The 20,052-nt window shown below is 65.8% G+C and carries 15 protein-coding genes; 5 read left to right on the top strand and 10 right to left on the bottom strand.

Going from position 1 to position 20,052, the window contains the following annotated elements:
- Position 1: 1 nt before the first annotated feature.
- From QQK43_RS12180 to ppsA, 5 genes are all read right to left on the bottom strand, one after another.
- Positions 2-2,212 (bottom strand): exonuclease domain-containing protein, encoded by a 2,211-nt coding sequence (locus QQK43_RS12180; protein WP_284307986.1) that lies wholly within the window; start codon positions 2,210-2,212, stop codon positions 2-4.
- Positions 2,209-2,598, bottom strand: a complete 390-nt coding sequence (locus QQK43_RS12175; RefSeq protein ID WP_234264865.1) for a response regulator transcription factor — start codon at positions 2,596-2,598, stop codon at positions 2,209-2,211. The genes QQK43_RS12180 and QQK43_RS12175 overlap by 4 nt, the downstream gene beginning before the upstream one ends.
- Entirely contained in the window at positions 2,598-5,375 is a 2,778-nt protein-coding gene (locus tag QQK43_RS12170; RefSeq protein ID WP_284307984.1) for a sensor histidine kinase, read from the bottom strand. Before QQK43_RS12170 ends, QQK43_RS12175 begins: the two co-directional genes overlap by 1 nt.
- A complete protein-coding gene (locus QQK43_RS12165; RefSeq protein WP_284307982.1) occupies positions 5,372-5,590 on the bottom strand; it encodes a hypothetical protein in 219 nt (72 codons plus the stop codon). The genes QQK43_RS12170 and QQK43_RS12165 overlap by 4 nt, the downstream gene beginning before the upstream one ends.
- 181 nt (positions 5,591-5,771) lie before the next feature.
- The gene (gene ppsA, locus QQK43_RS12160; protein WP_284307980.1) at positions 5,772-8,165 is read right to left on the bottom strand and encodes a phosphoenolpyruvate synthase; all 2,394 of its coding nucleotides are present in this window, start codon (positions 8,163-8,165) and stop codon (positions 5,772-5,774) included.
- A gap of 249 nt (positions 8,166-8,414) precedes the next feature.
- Between ppsA and ppsR the strand changes: the two genes are divergently transcribed.
- The gene (ppsR, locus tag QQK43_RS12155) at positions 8,415-9,236 is read left to right on the top strand and encodes a posphoenolpyruvate synthetase regulatory kinase/phosphorylase PpsR (protein WP_234264875.1); all 822 of its coding nucleotides are present in this window, start codon (positions 8,415-8,417) and stop codon (positions 9,234-9,236) included.
- Positions 9,237-9,261: 25 nt separating this feature from the next.
- Here the strand turns inward: ppsR and QQK43_RS12150 are convergent, their stop codons facing one another.
- The 5 genes from QQK43_RS12150 to ahpC all read right to left on the bottom strand — a co-directional run bounded on the left by QQK43_RS12150 (position 9,262) and on the right by ahpC (position 14,578).
- Positions 9,262-9,630 carry a hypothetical protein gene (locus QQK43_RS12150; RefSeq protein ID WP_234264869.1) on the bottom strand — a complete coding sequence of 123 codons (369 nt, stop codon included), beginning with the start codon at positions 9,628-9,630 and terminating at the stop codon, positions 9,262-9,264.
- Between the two features lie 132 nt (positions 9,631-9,762).
- Positions 9,763-11,616, bottom strand: coding sequence for a sodium:solute symporter family protein (locus QQK43_RS12145; protein WP_284307979.1), 1,854 nt, complete (start codon positions 11,614-11,616; stop codon positions 9,763-9,765).
- 19 nt (positions 11,617-11,635) lie between these two features.
- On the bottom strand, positions 11,636-11,896 hold the full coding sequence (locus tag QQK43_RS12140) for a DUF4212 domain-containing protein (protein WP_234267649.1): 261 nt from the start codon (positions 11,894-11,896) through the stop codon (positions 11,636-11,638).
- A gap of 308 nt (positions 11,897-12,204) precedes the next feature.
- Positions 12,205-13,785: an alkyl hydroperoxide reductase subunit F gene (gene ahpF, locus QQK43_RS12135; RefSeq protein WP_284307977.1), complete on the bottom strand. Its 1,581-nt coding sequence runs from the start codon at positions 13,783-13,785 to the stop codon at positions 12,205-12,207.
- A gap of 229 nt (positions 13,786-14,014) precedes the next feature.
- Positions 14,015-14,578, bottom strand: a complete 564-nt coding sequence (ahpC, locus tag QQK43_RS12130) for an alkyl hydroperoxide reductase subunit C (protein ID WP_234267651.1) — start codon at positions 14,576-14,578, stop codon at positions 14,015-14,017.
- A gap of 266 nt (positions 14,579-14,844) precedes the next feature.
- Here ahpC and QQK43_RS12125 point away from each other — a divergent pair, with 266 nt between their 5' ends.
- The 4 genes from QQK43_RS12125 to QQK43_RS12110 all read left to right on the top strand — a co-directional run bounded on the left by QQK43_RS12125 (position 14,845) and on the right by QQK43_RS12110 (position 19,860).
- Positions 14,845-17,106 (top strand): TonB-dependent receptor, encoded by a 2,262-nt coding sequence (locus QQK43_RS12125; protein WP_234267652.1) that lies wholly within the window; start codon positions 14,845-14,847, stop codon positions 17,104-17,106.
- A 7-nt stretch (positions 17,107-17,113) separates the two neighbouring features.
- Positions 17,114-17,803: a Fe2+-dependent dioxygenase gene (locus QQK43_RS12120; protein ID WP_284307975.1), complete on the top strand. Its 690-nt coding sequence runs from the start codon at positions 17,114-17,116 to the stop codon at positions 17,801-17,803.
- Entirely contained in the window at positions 17,800-18,915 is a 1,116-nt protein-coding gene (locus tag QQK43_RS12115) for an alpha-hydroxy acid oxidase (protein ID WP_284307973.1), read from the top strand. Before QQK43_RS12120 ends, QQK43_RS12115 begins: the two co-directional genes overlap by 4 nt.
- A 231-nt stretch (positions 18,916-19,146) precedes the next feature.
- Complete coding sequence (locus QQK43_RS12110) at positions 19,147-19,860, top strand: energy transducer TonB (protein ID WP_234267655.1); 714 nt, start codon at positions 19,147-19,149, stop codon at positions 19,858-19,860.
- Positions 19,861-20,052: the final 192 nt, after the last annotated feature.

The following is a 20,052-nucleotide window of genomic DNA, read 5'->3' as shown; positions in this document are numbered from 1 at the left end:
TTCAGTATTTGAGCCGGGCGTAGTAGGTCTGCTGCGCCGCCTCCCGCGCCTGGCCCAGCGTGCGGATGCCCTTTTCAGCCAGCAGGGGAATCAGCCGCAGGAAGACTTCGGCCGTGACCATGGCGTCGCCCATGGCCGTGTGCCGCCCGACCACGGTGATGTTGAAGCGCTCCGCAATCGCTTCGAGGCGGTGCGAATCCTGGTTGGGGTGCACCACCGCCGACAGCAGCAAGGTGTCCAGGACCGGCTGGTCGAACACCACACCGGTCCGCCGCTCCTTGAGCTGCAGGAAGCGCATGTCGAAGGCGGCGTTGTGCGCCACCAGCACGGTCTCGCGCGCGAAAGCATGGAAGGCCGGCAGGACCTGGTCGATGGTGGGCTGCCCCACCACCATCTCGGGGTGGATACCGTGGATCGGAATCGTGGCCGCCGGGATCGGCCGGCGCGGGTCGACCAGTTGGTCGAAGCGCTCCTGCTGCAGCAGTTTGCCGTTGACGATGCGCGCCGCGCCGACCTGGATGATCTCGTCGCCATCCGAAGGGTTCAACCCCGTGGTTTCGGTGTCGAACACGGTGTAGGTCAGCTCGCTGAGCAGGCACTCGTCCAGTGCCCGCGACCGCTCGGTGGAGCGGAACAGGTCGAAATCGTAGTACTCGGGCCGGCTGCCCGGCAGGGCAAGGGTCTCCATCTCCAGCTGTTCCTGCGCCGGCGCCAGCGGCAGCAGAAAGCGGAAAAACGCCTGGTGCCGGGTGCGTTCGCGCTCGAACCAGAAGGCGCCGGCGTGGCGCTCGACCACGTCGCGCACCGTCAGGCGCTGGGACTCCCCGCCCACGGTCATCGGGTCCAGTTCCCAGCTCATCACGGTTTCGGTGCTCATGGCCTGGCCCGACCAGATCAGGTCGAGCTGTGCCTTGCCCGCCTCCGCCCCCGCCCGGGCACCGCCCCCGGGCATGGCCGACAAGCGCAGCTGCACGAAACGCACACCGAACTCGCCGGCCAAGCGCTCGGCCAGGTAGGCCAGCGCCTGCATCAGCGAAAAGCTCTCCACCCGCAGCCACAGGGCCGCATCGACCTCGGCCGTGGACACCGGCAAGGCGGTCACCGTCTCGATCCGGCGCGCCGCGGCCGCCACCAGATCGGCTCCCAGCATGTCTTCCAGCGGCCAGCGCGTGCGCAGGCTGTCGGCCGAGTCGCCGTCGACCGCCTCGATGCGCCGGCTGAGCTCGCGGGTCTCTTCGCGCACCACGCCCATGAAGCGGGCGCGCATGGCCGCATCGAGATCCGGGAAGTCCAGCATCTCGATGGCGGCCTGGATGCTGGCCAACGAAGCGCGGCTGCGCTCGGTCAGCGTGTTGAGCACCCGGTCGCGCGCCGACTCCAGCTCGAACTCCCGGGTGATGTTCTCCAGCATGAGCACGAAGCCGCCGATGACCGGTCCGTCCTCGGACCCTGCCGTGGTGGCGCGTACCGGCGTCATCTGCACCCGCAACAGCTGCCCGGCTTCGGTGGACGTGACGAACTGGGCCGAAGGTTGCGCAGCGCCACGCAGCAGGCGCTGCTGGATGTTTTCGAGCGCATGGGCCACGAGCTTGCGATCGAACACGGTGTAGATGGAGCGCCCCAGCCCCACCAGTTCGCTGCCGCCGGCCACCCCGGGCGCCTGCGACAGCGCCTTGAACTGCAGGCGCGCGCGCTGGTTGTAGAGCAGGATGCGGCCGTCCAGATTGCAGACGACCACACTCTGGGTCAACTCGGCCATGAGCGCGGCCAGGCGGTTGCGTTCCTGCTCGATGCCGGCGGCGGCCTCGCGCACCTTGCCGTCCATCTGGCGCCGCAGCGCCTCGCGCTGCGCCACCAGTTGGTTGAACAGGCCCACCAGCACCCGGGTTTCGGCGTTGCCTTTGGCGGGCAGCTCGCGCACGACATCCGTGCGCAGCACGACCTGGGCCTCTTCAGCCAGTTGCACCGACGGGGTGACCCAGTGGTCGAACCAGCGCCGCAGCCCCCAGGCGATGGCCGCCATGCCGGCGGCCCAGGTCAGCGTCACCAGCATGACCCGATCGTGCAGCACCGACCAGACCTGCGCCCGCTGAGCGGCCGACAGGGTGGCCCCCAACAGACCGATGGTCACCAGCAGCCACAGCACCGACAGGCCGGCGGCCGCTCCCAGCAGCCACCACAGCCGGCGATCGGTCTTGCGGGCCGGGCTCATGCCCCGGATTCGGCTCGCGGGCCGCCAAGCAGTTCCTGCACCTTCTGCACCAGTTCCCGGGTGGAAAACGGTTTGGTCATGTAGGCGTCCGCGCCCAGGGCCAGGCCCTTGGCCACATCGGTCTCGCGCCCCTTGGCCGTGAGCATGAGGATGGGTACATGCCGCAGGCTCTCGCTGGCGCGCACTTCGTGGCAGACATCGAAGCCGGTCTTGACCGGCATCATCACGTCCAGCAGCACCAGGTCGGGCCGTTCGCGCGCCATCACGTCCAGCGCTTCCTGCCCGTCGCGCGCCAGCAGCACTTCGTAGCCTTCCCGCTTCATCAGGAATTCCAGCGAGATCAGGATGTTGGGTTCATCGTCGGCAATCAGGATTTTCTGGCTCATCACACGGTCTCCTCCGGGCATCGGTTTATGGGGTCGGCCGGCAGCGGCAGCGAAAAGCCGAAGCAGGCGCCCTGCCCCGGCACGCTGCGCAACCACATGCGGCCGCCGAAGTGCTCGACGATCTGGCGGCTGATCGGCAGCCCCAGACCCGTGCCCCCGGGCCGGTAGTGCGCATCGCCGCCCACCTGGCGGAATTTTTCGAACACCAGCGCCTGCTGATCCGGGGGGATGCCCGGTCCATTGTCTTCCACCTCCACCACCAGCGCTGCCGCCTGCGCGAACAGCCGCAAGCGGATGCGCCCCTGACCGTCCGGCGTGTATTTCACGGCATTGGACAGCAGGTTGAGCACCACCTGCGTGATGCGGTCGGGATCGACCCGCACCGTGGGCACGCGATCGGGCAGCTCCTGCACCAGCGTCACGCCGCGCTCGCGGCAGCTTTCGGCCATGGTGCCCACCGCCTGGGCCAGCACCGCTCGCAGGTCCACGTCACCGGGATGCCATTCGGCGTGCCCGGCCTCGATCTTGGCCAGATCCAGCACCTGGTTCACCAGCCGGGTCAGGCGCTCGGTCTCGGCCACGATGATGTCCAGGAACTGCTGGCGCTGCGCCGCTTCGATGCCGGGATCGTCGCGCATCAGCTCGGACAGCGCCCTGATGGACGTCAAGGGCGTGCGCAGCTCGTGCGTCACCGACGACATGAAGTCGTCCTTCATGCGGTCCAGGCTCTGCAACTGGTGGTTGGCCTGCCGAAGTTCGGCCGTGGCGCGCTCCAGGGAACGGGACTTCTCTTCCAGCGCGTGCGAATACGCACGCAGCTGCGAAGCCTCGTCGAGGATGCGCATCACGTCCTGCAGATCCAGCGAATCTTCCTCCACCACCGAAGCCACCATCACGCGCGCCGAGGCGCTGCCGATGGCGCCCGCCAGTTGGGTCTCGACAAAATGCACCAGGCGCGCATCGGCGGGCAACGCCTCTTCGTCCCGCAGGCCACGGGCCTGGGCATGGCTGCGCAGCAGTTGGCGGGTGCGCTGATCACCCAGAAAACGCGCAGCCAGCGCGCGCAACTCGGGCAGGCGCGCCCGGCCCCGCCAGAACACCGGCGAAGCGTGTCCCTGGCGGTGGAAGACATCGACGAACAGCAGCGCCTGGCTGGTTTCGGCGGCCGAGGGCGTGCGCCACAGCGAAACGCCCACATACGTGCCGATGTTGGCCAGCAAGCTCCAGAACAAAGCGTGGGTCAGGTTGTCCAGGCCCTGCAAACCCAGAAAGGCTTCGGGCCGCAGCCAGGCGATGCCCCAGGGTCCGGCTTCCAGAAACCCGGTGGCGAGCCAGCCGGACTTGGCCAGTGAAGGCAGCATCAGTGTGTAGATCCAGAAAGCGAACCCCAGCATCAACCCGGCCAGCGCGCCCTGGCGCGTGCCGCCCTTCCAGTACATGCCGCCCAGCATGGCGGGCGCAAACTGGGCCACGGCCGCAAAACTGATCAGACCGATGCTGACCAGGGCATAGGCTTCGCCCGCCAGGTGGAAATACAGGTAGCCCAGCAGCAGGATCAGCAGCATGGCCACACGGCGAATGCCCAGCAGCCAGCCGGACAGATCGCCCCGTCCGGCCCCGAAACGGCGGTGGCGCAGCAGCCAGGGCATGACCAGGTCGTTGCAGACCATGGTCGACACCGCGATCGCTTCGACAATGACCATGCCCGTGGCCGCCGATAGCCCACCGATGAAAGCGACCATGGCCAGCGCCGTCTGCCCGTGCATCAGCGGCAGGGTCAGGATGTAGCTCTCCGGGTTCATGCCCGCATCGGTCCCGAAGAGCAGCAGGCCGCCCAGGGCAATGGGCAGCACAAACAGGTTGATCAGCAGCATGTAGGCCGGAAACACCCACACGGCGCGGCGCAGATGCGCTTCCCGCACGTTCTCCACCACCATGACCTGGAACTGCCGCGGCAAAAACAGCACGGACAGCATGGCCAGCACGGTCATGCCCAGCCACTGGGTGTAGGCCGATGGCTGGCCGTGGTCGAAACGCAGCAGTCCGCGCAGGCCTTCCTGGGCATCGGCACGGCCAAAAAGATCCCCCAGGCCATCGAACAGGCCGTAGGTCACGAACAGGCCCACGGCGAGGAACGCCACCAGCTTGACCACGGATTCAAAGGCAATGGCCGCCACCATGCCTTCGTGGCGCTCGGTGCTGTCCATGTGGCGGGTGCCGAACACGATGGCGAAGCCGGCCAGCGCCAGCGCAATATACAGCGTGCTGTCCTGCCACCACACGCTCGCTGCGGGCGATGCGCCTGCGCTGGCGGTGAGCACGGCATAGGCGGTGGCAATGGCTTTGAGTTGCAGGGCGATGTAGGGAACGATGCCAACCACCGTGATCAGGGTCACCAGGCCGGCCAGCAGCGGACTCTTGCCGTAACGGCTGGCGATGAAGTCCGCAATGGAGGTGATGCGGTGCGTGCGCGCGATGCGGATCATCTTGCGCACCACCATCCAGGCCAGCAGCATCGCCAGCATGGGGCCCAGGTAGATGGGCAGGAACCAGACGCCGGCGTCGGCCGCCCGCCCCACGCTGCCGAAATAGGTCCAGGCCGTGCAGTACACCGCCATCGACAGGGCGTAGACCCAGGCGTTGTCGATGACCGAACGCCCCTGGGCCGCGCGACGATCCCCCCAGTAGGCGATGGCGAACAGCAGCAGCACGTAGGCCAGCGCGGCGGCGGCCACGCCCCAGGGCGACAACGGCCCGGAAGCCACGGAAGCCGTCATTCGTCGGGCTCCGGCGCGTCAGCCTGTCCGCGCTCGACGACCCAGGCCAGTCCGGCGATCAGCCCGGTCCAGATGGCGAACAGTGCGAGCGGAAACAGCGGCAGGCCACCCCACGTGGCATCCCGGTCCCACAGCGCCAGGAGCGGGAAGTTCAGCAGCACCATCCCCGCCAGAAAGAGCGCCACCAGCCGCTGCGCGACCAGCCCATCGAACATGCATGTCTCCTCGGCCCGGGCGCCCGAAGGCCCCTTTTTGCAGGCATTGTGGGGGCGGTGATTGACCACGCCCTTACGCTTTTCAGCCTACAGACAAACGCGCCCGGGAACAAGCATGCGGCCAGACGAAAAAAAGCGGCCGGGTCGCCCCGGCCGCTTTGAAGGGAAGAACAGCTTTCGATCAGGAGGCGGCGAGCAGTTGCCAGGTGTCGACCACGGAGTCGGGGTTCAGCGAAATGGAGCTGATGCCCTCGGCCTTGAGCCACTGGGCAAAGTCCGGGTGGTCGCTGGGGCCCTGACCACAGATGCCCACGTACTTGCCTTCGGCCTTGCAGGCGCCGATGGCCAGTTTCAGCAGCGCCTTGACCGCGGGGTCGCGTTCGTCGAAGTCGTGCGCCAGCAGCTCCAGGCCGGAGTCGCGGTCCAGCCCCAGGGTGAGCTGGGTCAGGTCGTTGGAACCGATGGAGAAACCGTCGAAGTACTTCAGAAACTCGTGCGCCAGCACCGCGTTGCTCGGGATCTCGCACATCATGATGAGCTGAAGTTCGTGCTCGCCGCGCTTGAGGCCCTGGGCCGCCAGCAGTTCGGTGACCTTGCGCGCCTGCTCCAGCGTGCGCACGAAGGGCACCATCACCTGCACGTTGGTCAGGCCCATGTCCTCGCGCACGCGCTTGAGGGCTTCGCACTCCATGGCAAAGGCTTCGGCAAAGTCCGCACTGATGTAGCGTGCCGCGCCACGGAAGCCCAGCATGGGGTTCTCTTCATCGGGCTCGTAGCGGCTGCCACCGACCAGCTTGCGGTACTCGTTGGACTTGAAATCCGACAGGCGCACGATGACGGGCTTGGGCCAGAAGGCGGCCGCGATGGTGGCCACCCCTTCGGCGACCTTGTCGACGTAGAAGGCGCGCGGGCTGGCGTGGCCGCGCGCCACCGATTCCACCGCCTTCTTCAGGTCGGCATCGACCGCCGGATAGTCGAGGATGGCCTTGGGGTGCACGCCGATGTTGTTGTTGATGATGAACTCCAGCCGCGCCAGCCCCACACCGCCGTTGGGGATCTGCGCAAAGTCGAAGGCCAGTTGCGGGTTGCCCACGTTCATCATGACCTTGACGCCGGCGTCGGCCATTTCACCGCGCTGGACCTCGGTCACTTCGGTTTCCAGCAGGCCGTCGTAGATGTGGCCGGTGTCGCCCTCGGCGCAGCTCACCGTGACCAGCGTGCCGTCCTTGAGCGTGTCGGTGGCATCGCCGCAACCGACCACGGCCGGAATGCCCAGCTCGCGCGCGATGATGGCGGCGTGGCAGGTGCGCCCGCCGCGGTTGGTGACGATGGCGCTGGCGCGCTTCATCACCGGCTCCCAGTTCGGGTCGGTCATGTCGGTGACCAGCACGTCGCCCGGCTGCACCTTGTCCATCTCGCTGATGTTGTGCACCAGCCGCACCGGGCCCGTGCCCACCTTCTGGCCGATGGCACGACCGGACGCCAGCACGGCCCCCTTGCCCTTGAGCTTGTAGCGCAGCTCGGTCTTGCCGGCCGACTGGCTCTTCACCGTTTCGGGGCGGGCCTGCAGGATGTAGAGCTGGCCGTCGGTGCCGTCCTTGCCCCACTCGATGTCCATCGGACGGCCATAGTGCTGCTCGATCACCAGCGCGTACTGCGCCAGTTGTTCGACATCGGCCTCGCTCAGGCTGTAGCGGTTGCGCTGCTCGACCGGCACGTCGATGGTCTTGACCAGCTTGCCGGAAGCGGCCTTTTCTTCGGGTGTGGAGAACACCATCTGGATCAGCTTGCTGCCCAGGTTGCGGCGGATCACGGCCTTTTTGCCCGCTTTGAGCATGGGCTTGTGCACGTAGTACTCGTCGGGATTCACCGCCCCCTGCACCACCGTTTCGCCCAGGCCGTAGCTGGCGGTGATGAAGACCACGTCCTCAAAACCGCTTTCGGTGTCGATGGTGAACATCACGCCGGCGGTGCCCAGGTCGGAGCGCACCATGCGCTGCACACCGGCCGACAGCGCCACCACGTCGTGGGCAAAGCCCTTGTGCACGCGGTAGCTGATGGCGCGGTCGTTGTAGAGCGAGGCGAACACCTCCTTCATCTTGTGCAGCACGTCCTCGATGCCGACCACGTTCAGGAAGGTTTCCTGCTGGCCAGCGAACGATGCATCGGGCAGGTCTTCGGCCGTGGCCGACGAACGCACCGCAAACGAGGCCTGCAGGTTGTCGCCGGCAAGCGTGGCAAAGGCTTCGCGGATGGCCTCTTCCAGATCGGCCGGAAAGGGCTGCGCTTCGACCCAGCCACGGATCTCGGCACCGGCTTCGGCCAGGGCGCGCACGTCTTCCGTGTCAAGTGCCGCCAGCCGCTGGCTGATGCGTTCGGTCAGACCGTTGAACTTGAGGAACTCGCGAAAGGCATGTGCCGTGGTGGCAAAGCCCGTGGGCACCTTCACCCCCTGGGGCAACTGCGAGATCATTTCGCCCAGGCTGGCGTTCTTGCCGCCGACCGATTCGACATCGGTCATGCGCAGTTTTTCGAAGGGCACGACCAGAGCGGTCGCCTCGAACAGGTTGGACATGGGAAGACTCCTAAGGTTGAAAAACCGGTGGGCTCCATGCACCTCGTGGCCGACCTGTGGTTCTGTTGTGGGTCTGGCAACGGGGCCGGGGGCTGTATTCGAGGGACCGCAAAAGCGCCAGCGCCTTGGCGATAATGGTTTTGCGGCCCATCCCCAAATTGTAGGGTGCCCCGCCCGATCCGGCCTTTCTGCGGATACTGGCCGGGCATGAAAATGCCTGCGCCCTTCATGAAATCCCTTGCACGCACCATGTCCAACCGCACTGCCTTCTTCGTCTCCGACGGCACCGGCATCACGGCCGAAACCTTTGGCAACGCCATCCTGGCGCAGTTCGAAACCGCGATCCGGCGCGTCCGGCTGCCCTTTCTGGACAGTGTCGACAAGGCCCACCAGGCGGTGCGGCAGATCAACCACACGGCCACCATCGAGGGCAAACGCCCGCTGGTGTTCACCACGGTGGTCAACCAGGACGTGCTGGCCGTGTTCCGCGAGCAGTGCCAGGGCAAGATGCTGGACATGTTCGCCACCTTCGTGCAGCCGATCGAGCAGGAACTGGGCATCAAGTCGAACCACCGCGTCGGGCGCTTCTCCGATGTGTCCAAAAGCAAGGAATACCACGACCGCATCGAGGCCATCAACTTCTCGCTGGCCCACGACGATGGACAACTCAACACCGACCTGGAAAGCTCCGACGTGATCCTGGTGGGCGTGAGCCGCAGCGGCAAAACCCCGACCTCGCTGTACCTGGCCATGCAGCACGGTCTCAAGGCGTCCAACTACCCGCTGATTCCGGAAGACTTCGACCGCCGCCGCCTGCCGCCGGCCCTGGTGCCGCACCGCAAGAAGATCTTCGGACTCACCATTGCGCCCGAACGGCTCTCGGAAATCCGCAACGAGCGCCGCCCGAATTCCCGCTATGCCAGCCTGCAGAACTGCCGCATGGAAGTGGCCGAAGCCGAATCGATGATGCGCCGCGAAGGCATTCGCTGGCTGTCGACGACGACGAAGTCGATCGAAGAAATCGCCACCACCATCCTGCAGGAAATCCGGCCTGAGCGGCTGGCTTACTGAGGCACCAAGAACGCGTGCCGCGCTCTCAGCGCTTGGGCTCCCCGCCCTTGCGCCCGAGCGCCGAAATGCCGCCATGCGCCTGGCGGCTCAGGGCGAACGACAGAAACAGCTTCATCCACAGCGTGGAGCCGGCCACCGCAATCCAGTCCTCGCGCTCCAGAGCCTGGAAGCCGAGCACGGCCACCAGCACGCCAACCAGCACGACACCGCCGATCAGGTTGATGATCATTTCGTACGGCGCATACCGCTCGGCATCTGCAGGCGGTACGCCCTTCTTCAGCGCCACCTCGGAAAAATCGCGCCGCACCACGATGCGCCAGGCACGGCGCAGCCAGAAAAAGGCCACCGGCACCAAGGCCAGCAGAAATACCCAGTTGAGAATGAAGATGCTCATGCGGTCTCGTTTCTGTGGCTGGCAACAGCCCACTGTCGATACAGGATTGTCACCATAAAAAACCCCGTTGCGTCGGCAACGGGGCGGTCAGATCCGGACGGCCGAAGCCGTCCGGCAGGGTTCAGGCGCCGCTCAGTGGGCGACCGCGCCACCAGCGCCCTTGGGCACGCGTACCGACTCCACCAGATCCTGGATGTGCGCCGGCACCGGCTTGGAAGCCTTGCTCACGAGGTAGGCAACGAGGAAGTTCACCAGCGCCCCCACGGTACCAAAGCCTTCCGGCGAGATGCCGAAGAAGCCATTGTTGCCGCCGACCAGGCCCAGGTACTCGGTGCCCTTGATGAAGAAGATCCCCTTGTGGGCAAACACGTAGAACAGCACCACAAACAGGCCCGCCAGCATGCCGGCGGTGGCGCCCTTGTCGTTGATGCTCTTGCTGAAGATGCCCATCATGATCGCGGGGAAGATGGTCGAAGCCGCGATACCGAAGGCCAGCGCCACGGTACCCGCCGCGAAGCTTGGTGGATTCAACCCCAGCCAACCCGAGATCACGATCGCCACGGCCATGGCCACCTTGCCGGCAAAGAGCTCACCCTTTTCGGAAATATCGGGTTTGAAAACGCCCTTGATCAGGTCGTGCGAAACCGCCGAGGAGATGGCCATCAGCAGACCGGCCGCGGTCGACAGCGCCGCCGCCAGACCACCGGCAGCGACCAGTGCGATCACCCAGTTGGGCAGTTGGGCAATTTCGGGGTTGGCCAGCACGATGATGTCGGCATTCACCGTCAGTTCGTTGCCCTTCCAGCCCGCGGCTTCGGCCTTGGCCTTCACGGCTTCGTTCTTGGTGGCGTCGTTGTAGAACTGGATGCGGCCATCACCGTTCTTGTCTGCAAACTTCAGCAGGCCGGTCTGTTCCCAGCGCTTCATCCAGTCGGGCCGCTCCTCGTACTTCAGACTGGCGTCGGCCGCAAACAGGTCGGCATTGCCCTTGACCACGTCGGACTTCACGACCATCTGACCGTCAGGACCACTGCCCAGGCCCACGGCGGTATTGACCGTACCGAAAAGGTTCAGGCGGGCCATGGCGCCCACGGACGGGGCCGTGGTGTACAGCAGGGCAATGAACACCAGCGCCCAGCCGGCCGACATGCGTGCATCGGCCACCTTGGGCACGGTGAAGAAGCGCACGATCACGTGCGGCAGACCGGCGGTACCGATCATCAGCGACAGCGTGAAGCAGAACATGTTCAGCATCGAACCGGCCGAGCTGGTGGTGTACTGGCTGAAGCCGAGGTCCTTGACCACCTGGTCGAGCTTGGCCAGCAACGCCACGTCGGTGCCGGCCAGGTCGGAACCCAGGCCCAACTGGGGCAGGAAGTTGCCGGTCAGGTTCAGCGAAATGAAGATCGCCGGAATGATGTAGGCCAGAATCAGCACGATGTACTGGGCCACCTGGGTGTAGGTGATGCCCTTCATGCCGCCGAACACCGCGTAGAAGAACACGATGGCCTGGCCGATGTAGATGCCGGTTTCGCTCGACACCCCCAGGAAGCGCGAGAAGGTCACGCCCACGCCGGTCATCTGACCGATGATGTAGGTGGTGGAAGCCACCAGCAGGCAGACCACGGCGGTGGTGCGGGCCATTTGCGAGTAGTAGCGGTCACCGATGAACTGGGGCACGGTGAACTTGCCGAACTTGCGCAGGTACGGCGCCAGCAGGCAGGCCAGCAGCACGTAGCCGCCGGTCCAGCCCATCAGGAACACGGCACCGCCGTAGCCCATGTTGGAGATCAGGCCAGCCATCGAGATGAAGGATGCGGCCGACATCCAGTCGGCCGCCGTGGCCATGCCGTTGGTCACGGGGTGCACGCCACCGCCAGCGACGTAGAACTCGGAAGTACTTCCGGCACGCGCCCAGAAGGCGATACCTATGTAGATCGCAAAGGTGATACCCACCACAAGGTAGGTCAGGGTTTGAAGTTCCATGGTGCGATAGCCCTCTTGATCAGTCTTCTTGCATGCCGAACTTGCGGTCGATGTCGCCCATCTTCTTGGCGTACCAGAAGATCAGCGCAATGAACACATAGATCGATCCCTGTTGGGCAAACCAGAAGCCGACGGGATAGCCGCCCAGCTTGATGCCGTTGAGCGCATCGGCAAACAGAATGCCTGCGCCATAGGACACGACGAACCAGATGACCAGAACCTTGGTCAGCAAGCCCAGCGTCGCGGACCAGTAGGCCTTCGCGTTGTTGTCGCCTGACATGATGTGTCTCCTCTCAGTGTGGCTGATTGAACAGCGGGAATACCCGCCACCGTTTGCACGCCGGGGACCGTCTTCTGGGTCGTTGTCTGCGGTCCTCACAGCGTTACGGGCGCGACTCTGAGAAGCCAGGCTTACAGAAAAATTGCACCACCGCGCCCCTTAGGCCGCTTTAAGGGAAAGCCCCTAGCAAACGCCCGCACACCTGACGCGAAACTTTCACTGCGGTCCGCACCGTGTCGGCACAGGCACAAAAAAAGGCCCTGGAATCCAGGGCCTTCGGGCGGTCGGGAGAATCGATTCTGCGGCGTTCAGGCCACCGCTTCGGCCATCGCCACGGGCTGCCGGATCAGGTGATCGAAGGCGCTGAGCGCCGCCTTGGCGCCTTCTCCCGCGGCGATCACGATCTGCTTGTACGGCACCGTGGTGCAGTCGCCGGCAGCGAACACACCGGCCACATTGGTGTGGCCCTTGGCGTCGACCACGATCTCACCGAAGCGGCTGAGCTCCACCGTGCCCTTGAGGAACTCGGTGTTGGGCACGAGGCCGATCTGCACAAACACGCCAGCCAGCGGCACGGTGTGCTCCTCGCCCGTGGCGCGGTCCTTGTACTTCAGGCCAGTGACCTTGCTGCCATCACCGGTGATCTCGGTGGTCTGCGCATTCACGTGGATCTCCACGTTCGGCAGGCTCTTGAGCTTGCTCACCAGCACGGCATCGGCCTTGAGCTGGTCGGCGAATTCAATCAGCGTCACGTGCTCGACCACGCCGGCCAAATCAATGGCCGCTTCCACGCCGGAATTGCCGCCACCGATGACCGACACGCGCTTGCCCTTGAACAGCGGGCCGTCGCAGTGCGGGCAGTAGGCCACGCCCTTGTTCTTGTATTCCTGCTCGCCCGGCACGTTGACATTGCGCCAGCGCGCACCGGTGGACAGGATCACGCTGCGCGCCTTGAGCACGCCGCCATGGGCCAGTTGCACCTGCACCAGGCCACCGGGCTCTTCGGCCGGAATCAGCTTCTCGGCGCGTTGCAGGTTCATCACGTCGACTTCGTAGTGGCGCACCTGGGCTTCGAGCGCGGCGGCGAACTTCGGGCCGTCGGTTTCCAGCACCGAGATGTAGTTCTCGATCGACATGGTGTCGTTGACCTGGCCGCCCATGCGCTCGGCAGCCACGCCCACGCGGATGCCCTTGCGGGCCGCGTACACTGCGGCCGCCGCGCCGGCCGGGCCACCGCCGACCACCAGCACGTCGTAGGCGTCCTTGGCGTTGAGCTTGGCGGCTTCGCGCTCGCCCGACTTGGTGTCCAGCTTGGCAACGATTTCTTCCACGGTCATGCGGCCGGAAGCAAACACCTCGCCATTGAGGAACACCATGGGTACGGCCATGATCTGGCGCGATTCGACCTCGGCCTGGAAGGCACCGCCTTCGATCACCACGGTCTGGATCTTCGGGTTGACGATGGTCATCAGCGACAACGCCTGCACCACGTCCGGGCAGTTGTGGCAGGTCAAGGACATGTAGACCTCGAAGCGGAAGTCGCCATCGAGCGACTTGATCGAGTCGATCACCTCCTGTTCGACCTTGGGCGGATGGCCGCCGGTCCACAGCAGGGCCAGCACCAGCGAGGTGAATTCGTGGCCCAGCGGCAGGCCGGCAAAGCGCACGCCGGTGGTCTCACCCTGGCGGGCCACCACGAAGGACGGCTTGCGGGCATCGGTGCCCGATTCGTCGAAGGTGACCTTGTCCGACAGGCTGGCGATGTCCTGCAGCAGGCCGCGCGTGTCGCGCGCGGTTTCGCTGTCGTCCAGCGAAGCGATCAGGTGGATCGGCTGGCGCAGCATGCCCAGATAGGTCTGGAGCTGGGTCTTCATCGTGTCGTCGAGCATGGTGAACTCCTTGAAAGGAAATAAGGTGCTGCGGAAGGCCGCTGGTGCATGGGCCTGCGAACAAACCCATGAGGCAGCGGAACTGCCAGGCAAGCGGAAAGAAATCCTTCACCGAGGGGCACCGTGGAACCGGCTTGGCCGGGCCACAGGTGCCGTCCCGCCTCCCAGCGGCGCAAGCCGCGCCAGGGAGGGGGGAAGCCGCGTCAGCGGCGCAGGGGGGAGATCAGAATCAGATCTTGCCGACCAGTTCCAGCGACGGAGCGATGGTCTTGGCGCCTTCCTTCCACTTGGCCGGGCACACCTGGCCGGGGTTGGCGGCGGTGTACTGGGCGGCCTTCAGCTTGCGCAGGGTTTCACCGACGTCGCGGGCGATTTCGTTGGAATGCACTTCCATCGTCTTGATCACGCCTTCGGGGTTGATGATGAAGGTGCCGCGCAACGCCAGACCTTCTTCAGGGATGTGCACGCCGAAAGCGTTGGTCAGCACGTGGGTGGGGTCGCCGACCAGGGGGAACTTGGCCTTGCCCACGGCGGGGGAGGTTTCGTGCCAGACCTTGTGCGAGAAGTGGGTGTCGGTGGTGACGATGTAGACCTCGGCACCGGCCTTCTGGAATTCGGCGTAGTTGTCGGCAGCGTCTTCCACTTCGGTCGGGCAGTTGAAGGTGAAGGCGGCCGGCATGAAGATCAGCACGGACCACTTGCCCTTGAGGCTTTCGTCAGAGACTTCGATGAACTTGCCGTTGTGGAAAGCCTGGGTCTTGAAGGGCTGGACTTGGGTATTGATCAGGGACATGGTGTTTCCTTGCTTGGTGGATGAAACGGGTGTTGGGAAGCGCTGAAACGCTGCAACGGGGTCAATCATAGCCGATATCTATCAATTGCAAGAATTGATAGTCACTATGAGGCCCATAGATTTTTGCTGCCATGCAACAGCGCAAGCTCATTGCATCACATTTCATTGCGAATAGTTTGTATTAGCTTTACATTTTGAGCGCCCCAGCCAGCCACCACGCCTTGCGTTGCAGCCAGCCATGTCCCCGCTCCTTCCACACTGCAACCATGTCCAGACACCCCCAAAAACGCCGCGCCACCGGCGCCGCCCTCACCCCCCGCGTGGAAACGCCGTCCTTGCCCAGCAGTGCCGTGGTGCTGCCCCTGGGCGCCATGCTGCTGGCCGGCTCGCTGAACGCCCTGGCGCAAACCACACCCAGCACCGACACCGTTCTGCGGACCGTGACGGTACGGGGCCAGGCTGACCCCGAGGAAATCCAGGGCAAAAGCACCCTGCGCGCCACCCAGACCACCATCGGCAAGGGGCAGCAGGCCTTGCGCGACATCCCGCAGACCGTCACCGTGATGACGGAAATGCTGATGGACGACCGCAACCTCGACGACTTCCGCGACGTGCTCAAGGCCACCGCGGGCGTCACCTTCCAGGCCGGCGAAACGGGCGAGGAAGACGTTCGCCTGCGGGGTTTCTCGCTCGGACAGGCCGGCGACATCTACGTCGACGGCATGCGCGACGCCCCCCTGATCGAGCGCGACACCTACAACCTCGACCGGGTCGAAGTGCTCAAGGGCTCGGCCTCCATGCTCTTCGGCAAGGGTTCGACCGGCGGGGTGGTCAACCAGGTCAGCAAACAGCCGTTCCTGATGGACCGCCATGAGGTGAACACCACCATTGGCACCGGCAAAGAGGTGCGGCTGACCGGCGACTTCAACATCAAGACCGGGGATGACGCCGCCCTGCGCATCAATGCCCTGGTCCACGACGCCGACAACAAGGGCATGTCGGTCGACAAGAAAGGCATCGCACCCACCTACCGCTGGGGCATCGGGCTCAAGGACGAGTTCTCGGTCGGCCTGTACCACCTGGAGACCGACAGCACGCCGCTGTACAACCACCCGTGGTTCCTGGCCGACGGCGCCATCGTGCCGTCGCTGCCGGCCGACCGCTACTACGGCCTGGCCAGCGACTATCTGCGCACCGAGACCACCTACCTGAACTTCAGCCACAAGCACCGCTTCGACCGCGACAGCGAACTCAAGACCACCGTGCGCCATGGCCGCTACGAGCGTGACCTCTGGGCCAGCGTGGTCCGGTTCGCACAGGGCACCACGATCGACAACCTCAATCCGGGCACGGTCATCAGCCGCACGCCCAAGGGCCGCATCGGCACGAGCGATCTGACCCAGGTGCAAAGCGACTTCACCAACAAGTTCGAACTGCTGGGCAAGAAGCACGACCTCGTGGCCGGTGTCGATCTCAGCATCGAGGACGCCAAGCGCAACAACAGCTATGCCGGCGAAGCCTCCGGCCTGACCACCACGGTCGGCAACCCCGACGACGGCGCCGTCAGTGGCGTGATGCGCCCCGCACCGGTGCTCAACCAGTTCAAGACCACCAACGTCGGCCTCTACGCGCAGGACACGCTCGCCGTGACCGACACCGTCAAGCTGGTCGGTGGGCTGCGTTACGACAACTTCACCTCCACCTACCTCACCAATGCCTGCGACCCCGTGCGCAAGCTCAAGATCGACGAAGGCCTGTGGAGCCCGCGCCTGGGCGTGCTGTTCCAGCCCAGCGAGCAGGCGTCCTACTACGCGTCCGTCGGCACGTCGTACAACACCTCCGGCGACACCTACGGCTACAGCATCAACGCCTGCGCCGATCCCGGCAGCGCCAACTCGAAGCTGACCAACACGCCGCCGGAAAAGAGCCGCAACGTCGAAATCGGTGGCAAGTTCGAGGTCTTCGACAACCGCGGCACGCTGGGCGTCGCCCTGTTCCGCAGCGAGAAGTACAACGAACGCAACACCGACACCGACACGGCCGCGAGCCAGATGCTGCTCTCCGGCAAGCGGCACGCCACCGGCATGGAGTTCAACTTCGCGGGTCGCATCACGCCCCGCTGGGAGCTGTTCTACAACCACACCTGGATCCCGAGTGCGCGCATCGACCAGAGCAACGTGGCCCTCAGCGCCACCGGCACCGGCGCCCAGGTCAAGGGCGATCGCCCGGGCCTGACCCCGAAACACAGCGCGAGCCTCTGGACCACCTACCTGGTGCTGCCGCAACTGCGCCTGGGCATGGGCCTGAACTACCGCGGCGAGCAAAACCCCGAAGGGGCCCGCCACGTCACCGCCAAGGCCTTCACCACCGTGGACGCCATGGCCGAATACAGCTTCAGTGAGAACACCTCGGTCCGCCTGAACATCACGAACCTGACCGACAAGCTCTACGCGGACTCCCTGTACCGCGGTTTCTACGTGCCCGGCCAGGCCCGCAAGGTCCAGGTCACGCTCAAGACGCTGTTCTGACCTCCCCATGCTGCTGCACCTCAAAGGCATCCTGACCCCAGCGGAACTGCAACAGGCCCGTGCGCTGTTGCAAGCACCGCAGGCACCCTGGATCGACGGGCGCAGCAGCGCGGGGGGACAGGCTCTCGCCCAAAAGCACAACCACCAGTTGGCCCAGGACAGCCCCGCCGCCCAGACGCTGCGGGCGCTGGTCCTGGCAGCGGTTCAGCGCGATCCGCTGTTTTTCTCGGCCACGCTGCCGCGCAAGATCTTCAACCCCCTGTTCAACCGCTACGGGGGCAATGCCAATACCTACGGCCCGCATGTGGACGGCGCCATCCTGCACTCGCGCGCCGACCAGCAATGGGTGCGGACCGACATTTCGTGCACCCTCTTCCTGTCCGACCCGGACGAGTACGACGGCGGTGAACTGACCGTCAGCGACACCTACGGCACCCGGGGCGTCAAGCTGCCGGCCGGCGATCTGGTGCTCTACCCGGGCACCAGCGTCCACCAGGTCACACCGGTCACGCGGGGCGAGCGACTCGCCTCGTTTTTCTGGATCGAGAGCCGCGTGCGCAGCGACGAGCAGCGGCGCCTGCTCTACGACCTGGACATGAACCTGCTGAAGCTGCGCCAGCGCGAAGGGGACAGCCCCGAAACCACCGCGCTGACCGGCACTTACCACAACCTCCTGCGCATGTGGGCAGACACATGAGCGAGCGCCCCCACGCAGCGGCGCCGCCAACGGCCGGCAATGTGTTCGACGGTCTGGTGTCGCTGGCCGACCACGAGGCCCGCGCCAGCCAGGTGCTGGACGCCCAGGCGCAGGCCTACTTCAACGGCGGTGCGGCCGACGAAATCACGCTGCGCGACAACGCAGCCGCGTGGCAGCGTCTCCGGCTGGCACCGCGTGTCCTGCAGCCCCTGAGCGGCGGGCACACCCGCCTGTCGCTGCTGGGGCGCACCCTGGCCCACCCGATCCTGGTCGCCCCGATGGCACATCAGCGCCTGGCCCATCCCCATGGCGAACTGGCCACGGCACTGGCCGCCGCCGCGCTGGGCGCCGGCATGGTGCTCAGCACCCAGGCCAATGTGCCCCTGGAGCAGGTCGCCCAGTTGGTGCTCGGCGACGCGGACCGGGGCCCGCTCTGGTTCCAGCTCTACATCCAGCCGGACCGGGCCTTCACCCAGGCCTTGGTGCGCCGGGTGGAGGCCGCAGGCTACGAGGCGCTGGTGCTGACCGTCGACGCCCCTGTCAGCGGTGCACGCGATCGCGAACGCCGCGCCGGTTTCCGCCTGCCTCCGGGGGTGGCAGCCGTCAATCTGGCGGGCATGGCGCCGGCCGCCACCCACCCCGGCTCCGTGCTCGACCACGCATCCGCGCACGCACTGACCTGGGCCGACGTGGACTGGCTGTGCGCCCACACGCGCCTGCCTGTGCTGCTCAAAGGCATCACGCACCCCGCCGATGCCCGAGAAGCCCTCGAACACGGGGTTGCCGGCATCGTGGTCTCCAACCATGGCGGCCGCACGCTGGACACGGTGACACCGACCGCCGAACGCCTGCCCGCCGTGGTGGACGCGGTCCGGGGAGCGGTGCCCGTGCTCGTGGATGGCGGCATCCGGCGCGGCACCGACGTGCTCAAGGCCATGGCCCTCGGGGCCTCCGCCGTTCTGCTCGGGCGACCGGTGATCCACGGGCTCGCCCACGGCGGCGCCCAGGGCGTGTCGCACGTCATCCGCCTGTTGCGCGACGAGCTGGAGATGGCCATGGCCCTGTGCGGCTGCCGGGATCTCGGCCAGGCCACCCCCGAACTGCTGGTCTGAGGAGCGTTCCTGGTGCGCCGGCACTTGCATCAATTTTCAACATGACCGCGAATGCGATGAATTCGCATTTATAATCGCATCATCACGGTACCACTCTCGACGAAGGAGGACACGCATGTTGACCAGCCTGACCTTTCTCGGTGGCAGCCTCGCGCTGATAGTGGGTGCGCTGTGGTGGGTGCTGCGCACCTGATCTTCACCAACGACAGCCCCTGACCGCCTTCCGCCTTCATGACCCACGCCAGCGCCCCCTCATTGCCTCTGGTGCTTGAGCAGCCCCAGCCATCACTCTCCCCGCAGCACCGCCGCCTGTTCATCGTGGGCGTAGTCGTCGTGCTGCATGTGGGCGGGCTGTGGGCGCTGCAATCGGGGCTGCTGCGCCGCGCGGTGGAACTGGTCATCCCGGTTGAAGTGCTGGGCCAGGTCATCGAGGCGCCACGGCCCGAAGTGGCTCCCCCGCCCCCCGCCGAACCGCCGCCGAAACCCCAGCCGCAGCGTCGCGAACCCACGCCACCGCGTCCTCAGCCGCAGCCGCAGCCGGTGGCCAGCCCCGATCCGGCCCCCGACACCGCCCCGGTGGCGCCACCGCCGATGCCGGCCCCGGTGGTGGCTGCGCCGCCCGCTCCGCCAGCGCCCCCGGCTCCGCCCGCGCCCCCCAAGATCGTGCTGCCTTCCGAGACGCCGGACTATCTCAGAAACCCGTTACCGACCTACCCGGCCCTGTCGCGGCGCATGCGGGAGGAAGGTGTGGTCAGGCTCCGCGTTTTCGTGGAGGTCGACGGCAGCCCCAGCCAAGTTCAAGTCAGCACCTCCAGCGGTTACCCCCGGCTTGACCAGGCGGCCCTGGAAACCGTCCGTCGCTGGAAGTTCCGGCCAGGTTCGGTGGACGGCGTGCCACAACCGCTCTCGGTGGTGGTGCCCCTGACCTTCAAGCTTGACGACTGACCGCCCGGCTTCCCGCTTTTTCTTTCCTCTCTAGATTGTTTGCCATGGACTCCAATTTCGCCTCCTCCGGCCTGGCCCACGTGTGGACCCAGGGAGATGCCGTCACGCGCTGCGTGGCCGCCGTGCTGCTGATCATGTCGCTGACCACCTGGGTCATCATCCTGCTCAAGGTGCTGGACCAGCGTGCCCAGC

Source organism: Hydrogenophaga electricum (assembly GCF_030160815.1).
Taxonomy (GTDB): domain Bacteria; phylum Pseudomonadota; class Gammaproteobacteria; order Burkholderiales; family Burkholderiaceae_C; genus Hydrogenophaga; species Hydrogenophaga electricum.
This window is presented reverse-complemented; position numbering and strand designations above follow the sequence as displayed.

Bases quoted from the DNA above. Each gene is read 5' to 3' on its own strand.
- QQK43_RS12180 (WP_284307986.1), bottom strand. From the start codon at position 2,212: ATGAGCCCGGCCCGCAAGACCGATCGCCGGCTGTGGTGGCTGCTGGGA.
- QQK43_RS12175 (WP_234264865.1), bottom strand. From the start codon at position 2,598: ATGAGCCAGAAAATCCTGATTGCCGACGATGAACCCAACATCCTGATC.
- QQK43_RS12170 (WP_284307984.1), bottom strand. From the start codon at position 5,375: ATGACGGCTTCCGTGGCTTCCGGGCCGTTGTCGCCCTGGGGCGTGGCC.
- QQK43_RS12165 (WP_284307982.1), bottom strand. From the start codon at position 5,590: ATGTTCGATGGGCTGGTCGCGCAGCGGCTGGTGGCGCTCTTTCTGGCG.
- ppsA (WP_284307980.1), bottom strand. From the start codon at position 8,165: ATGTCCAACCTGTTCGAGGCGACCGCTCTGGTCGTGCCCTTCGAAAAA.
- ppsR (WP_234264875.1), top strand. From the start codon at position 8,415: ATGTCCAACCGCACTGCCTTCTTCGTCTCCGACGGCACCGGCATCACG.
- QQK43_RS12150 (WP_234264869.1), bottom strand. From the start codon at position 9,630: ATGAGCATCTTCATTCTCAACTGGGTATTTCTGCTGGCCTTGGTGCCG.
- QQK43_RS12145 (WP_284307979.1), bottom strand. From the start codon at position 11,616: ATGGAACTTCAAACCCTGACCTACCTTGTGGTGGGTATCACCTTTGCG.
- QQK43_RS12140 (WP_234267649.1), bottom strand. From the start codon at position 11,896: ATGTCAGGCGACAACAACGCGAAGGCCTACTGGTCCGCGACGCTGGGC.
- ahpF (WP_284307977.1), bottom strand. From the start codon at position 13,785: ATGCTCGACGACACGATGAAGACCCAGCTCCAGACCTATCTGGGCATG.
- ahpC (WP_234267651.1), bottom strand. From the start codon at position 14,578: ATGTCCCTGATCAATACCCAAGTCCAGCCCTTCAAGACCCAGGCTTTC.
- QQK43_RS12125 (WP_234267652.1), top strand. From the start codon at position 14,845: ATGTCCAGACACCCCCAAAAACGCCGCGCCACCGGCGCCGCCCTCACC.
- QQK43_RS12120 (WP_284307975.1), top strand. From the start codon at position 17,114: ATGCTGCTGCACCTCAAAGGCATCCTGACCCCAGCGGAACTGCAACAG.
- QQK43_RS12115 (WP_284307973.1), top strand. From the start codon at position 17,800: ATGAGCGAGCGCCCCCACGCAGCGGCGCCGCCAACGGCCGGCAATGTG.
- QQK43_RS12110 (WP_234267655.1), top strand. From the start codon at position 19,147: ATGACCCACGCCAGCGCCCCCTCATTGCCTCTGGTGCTTGAGCAGCCC.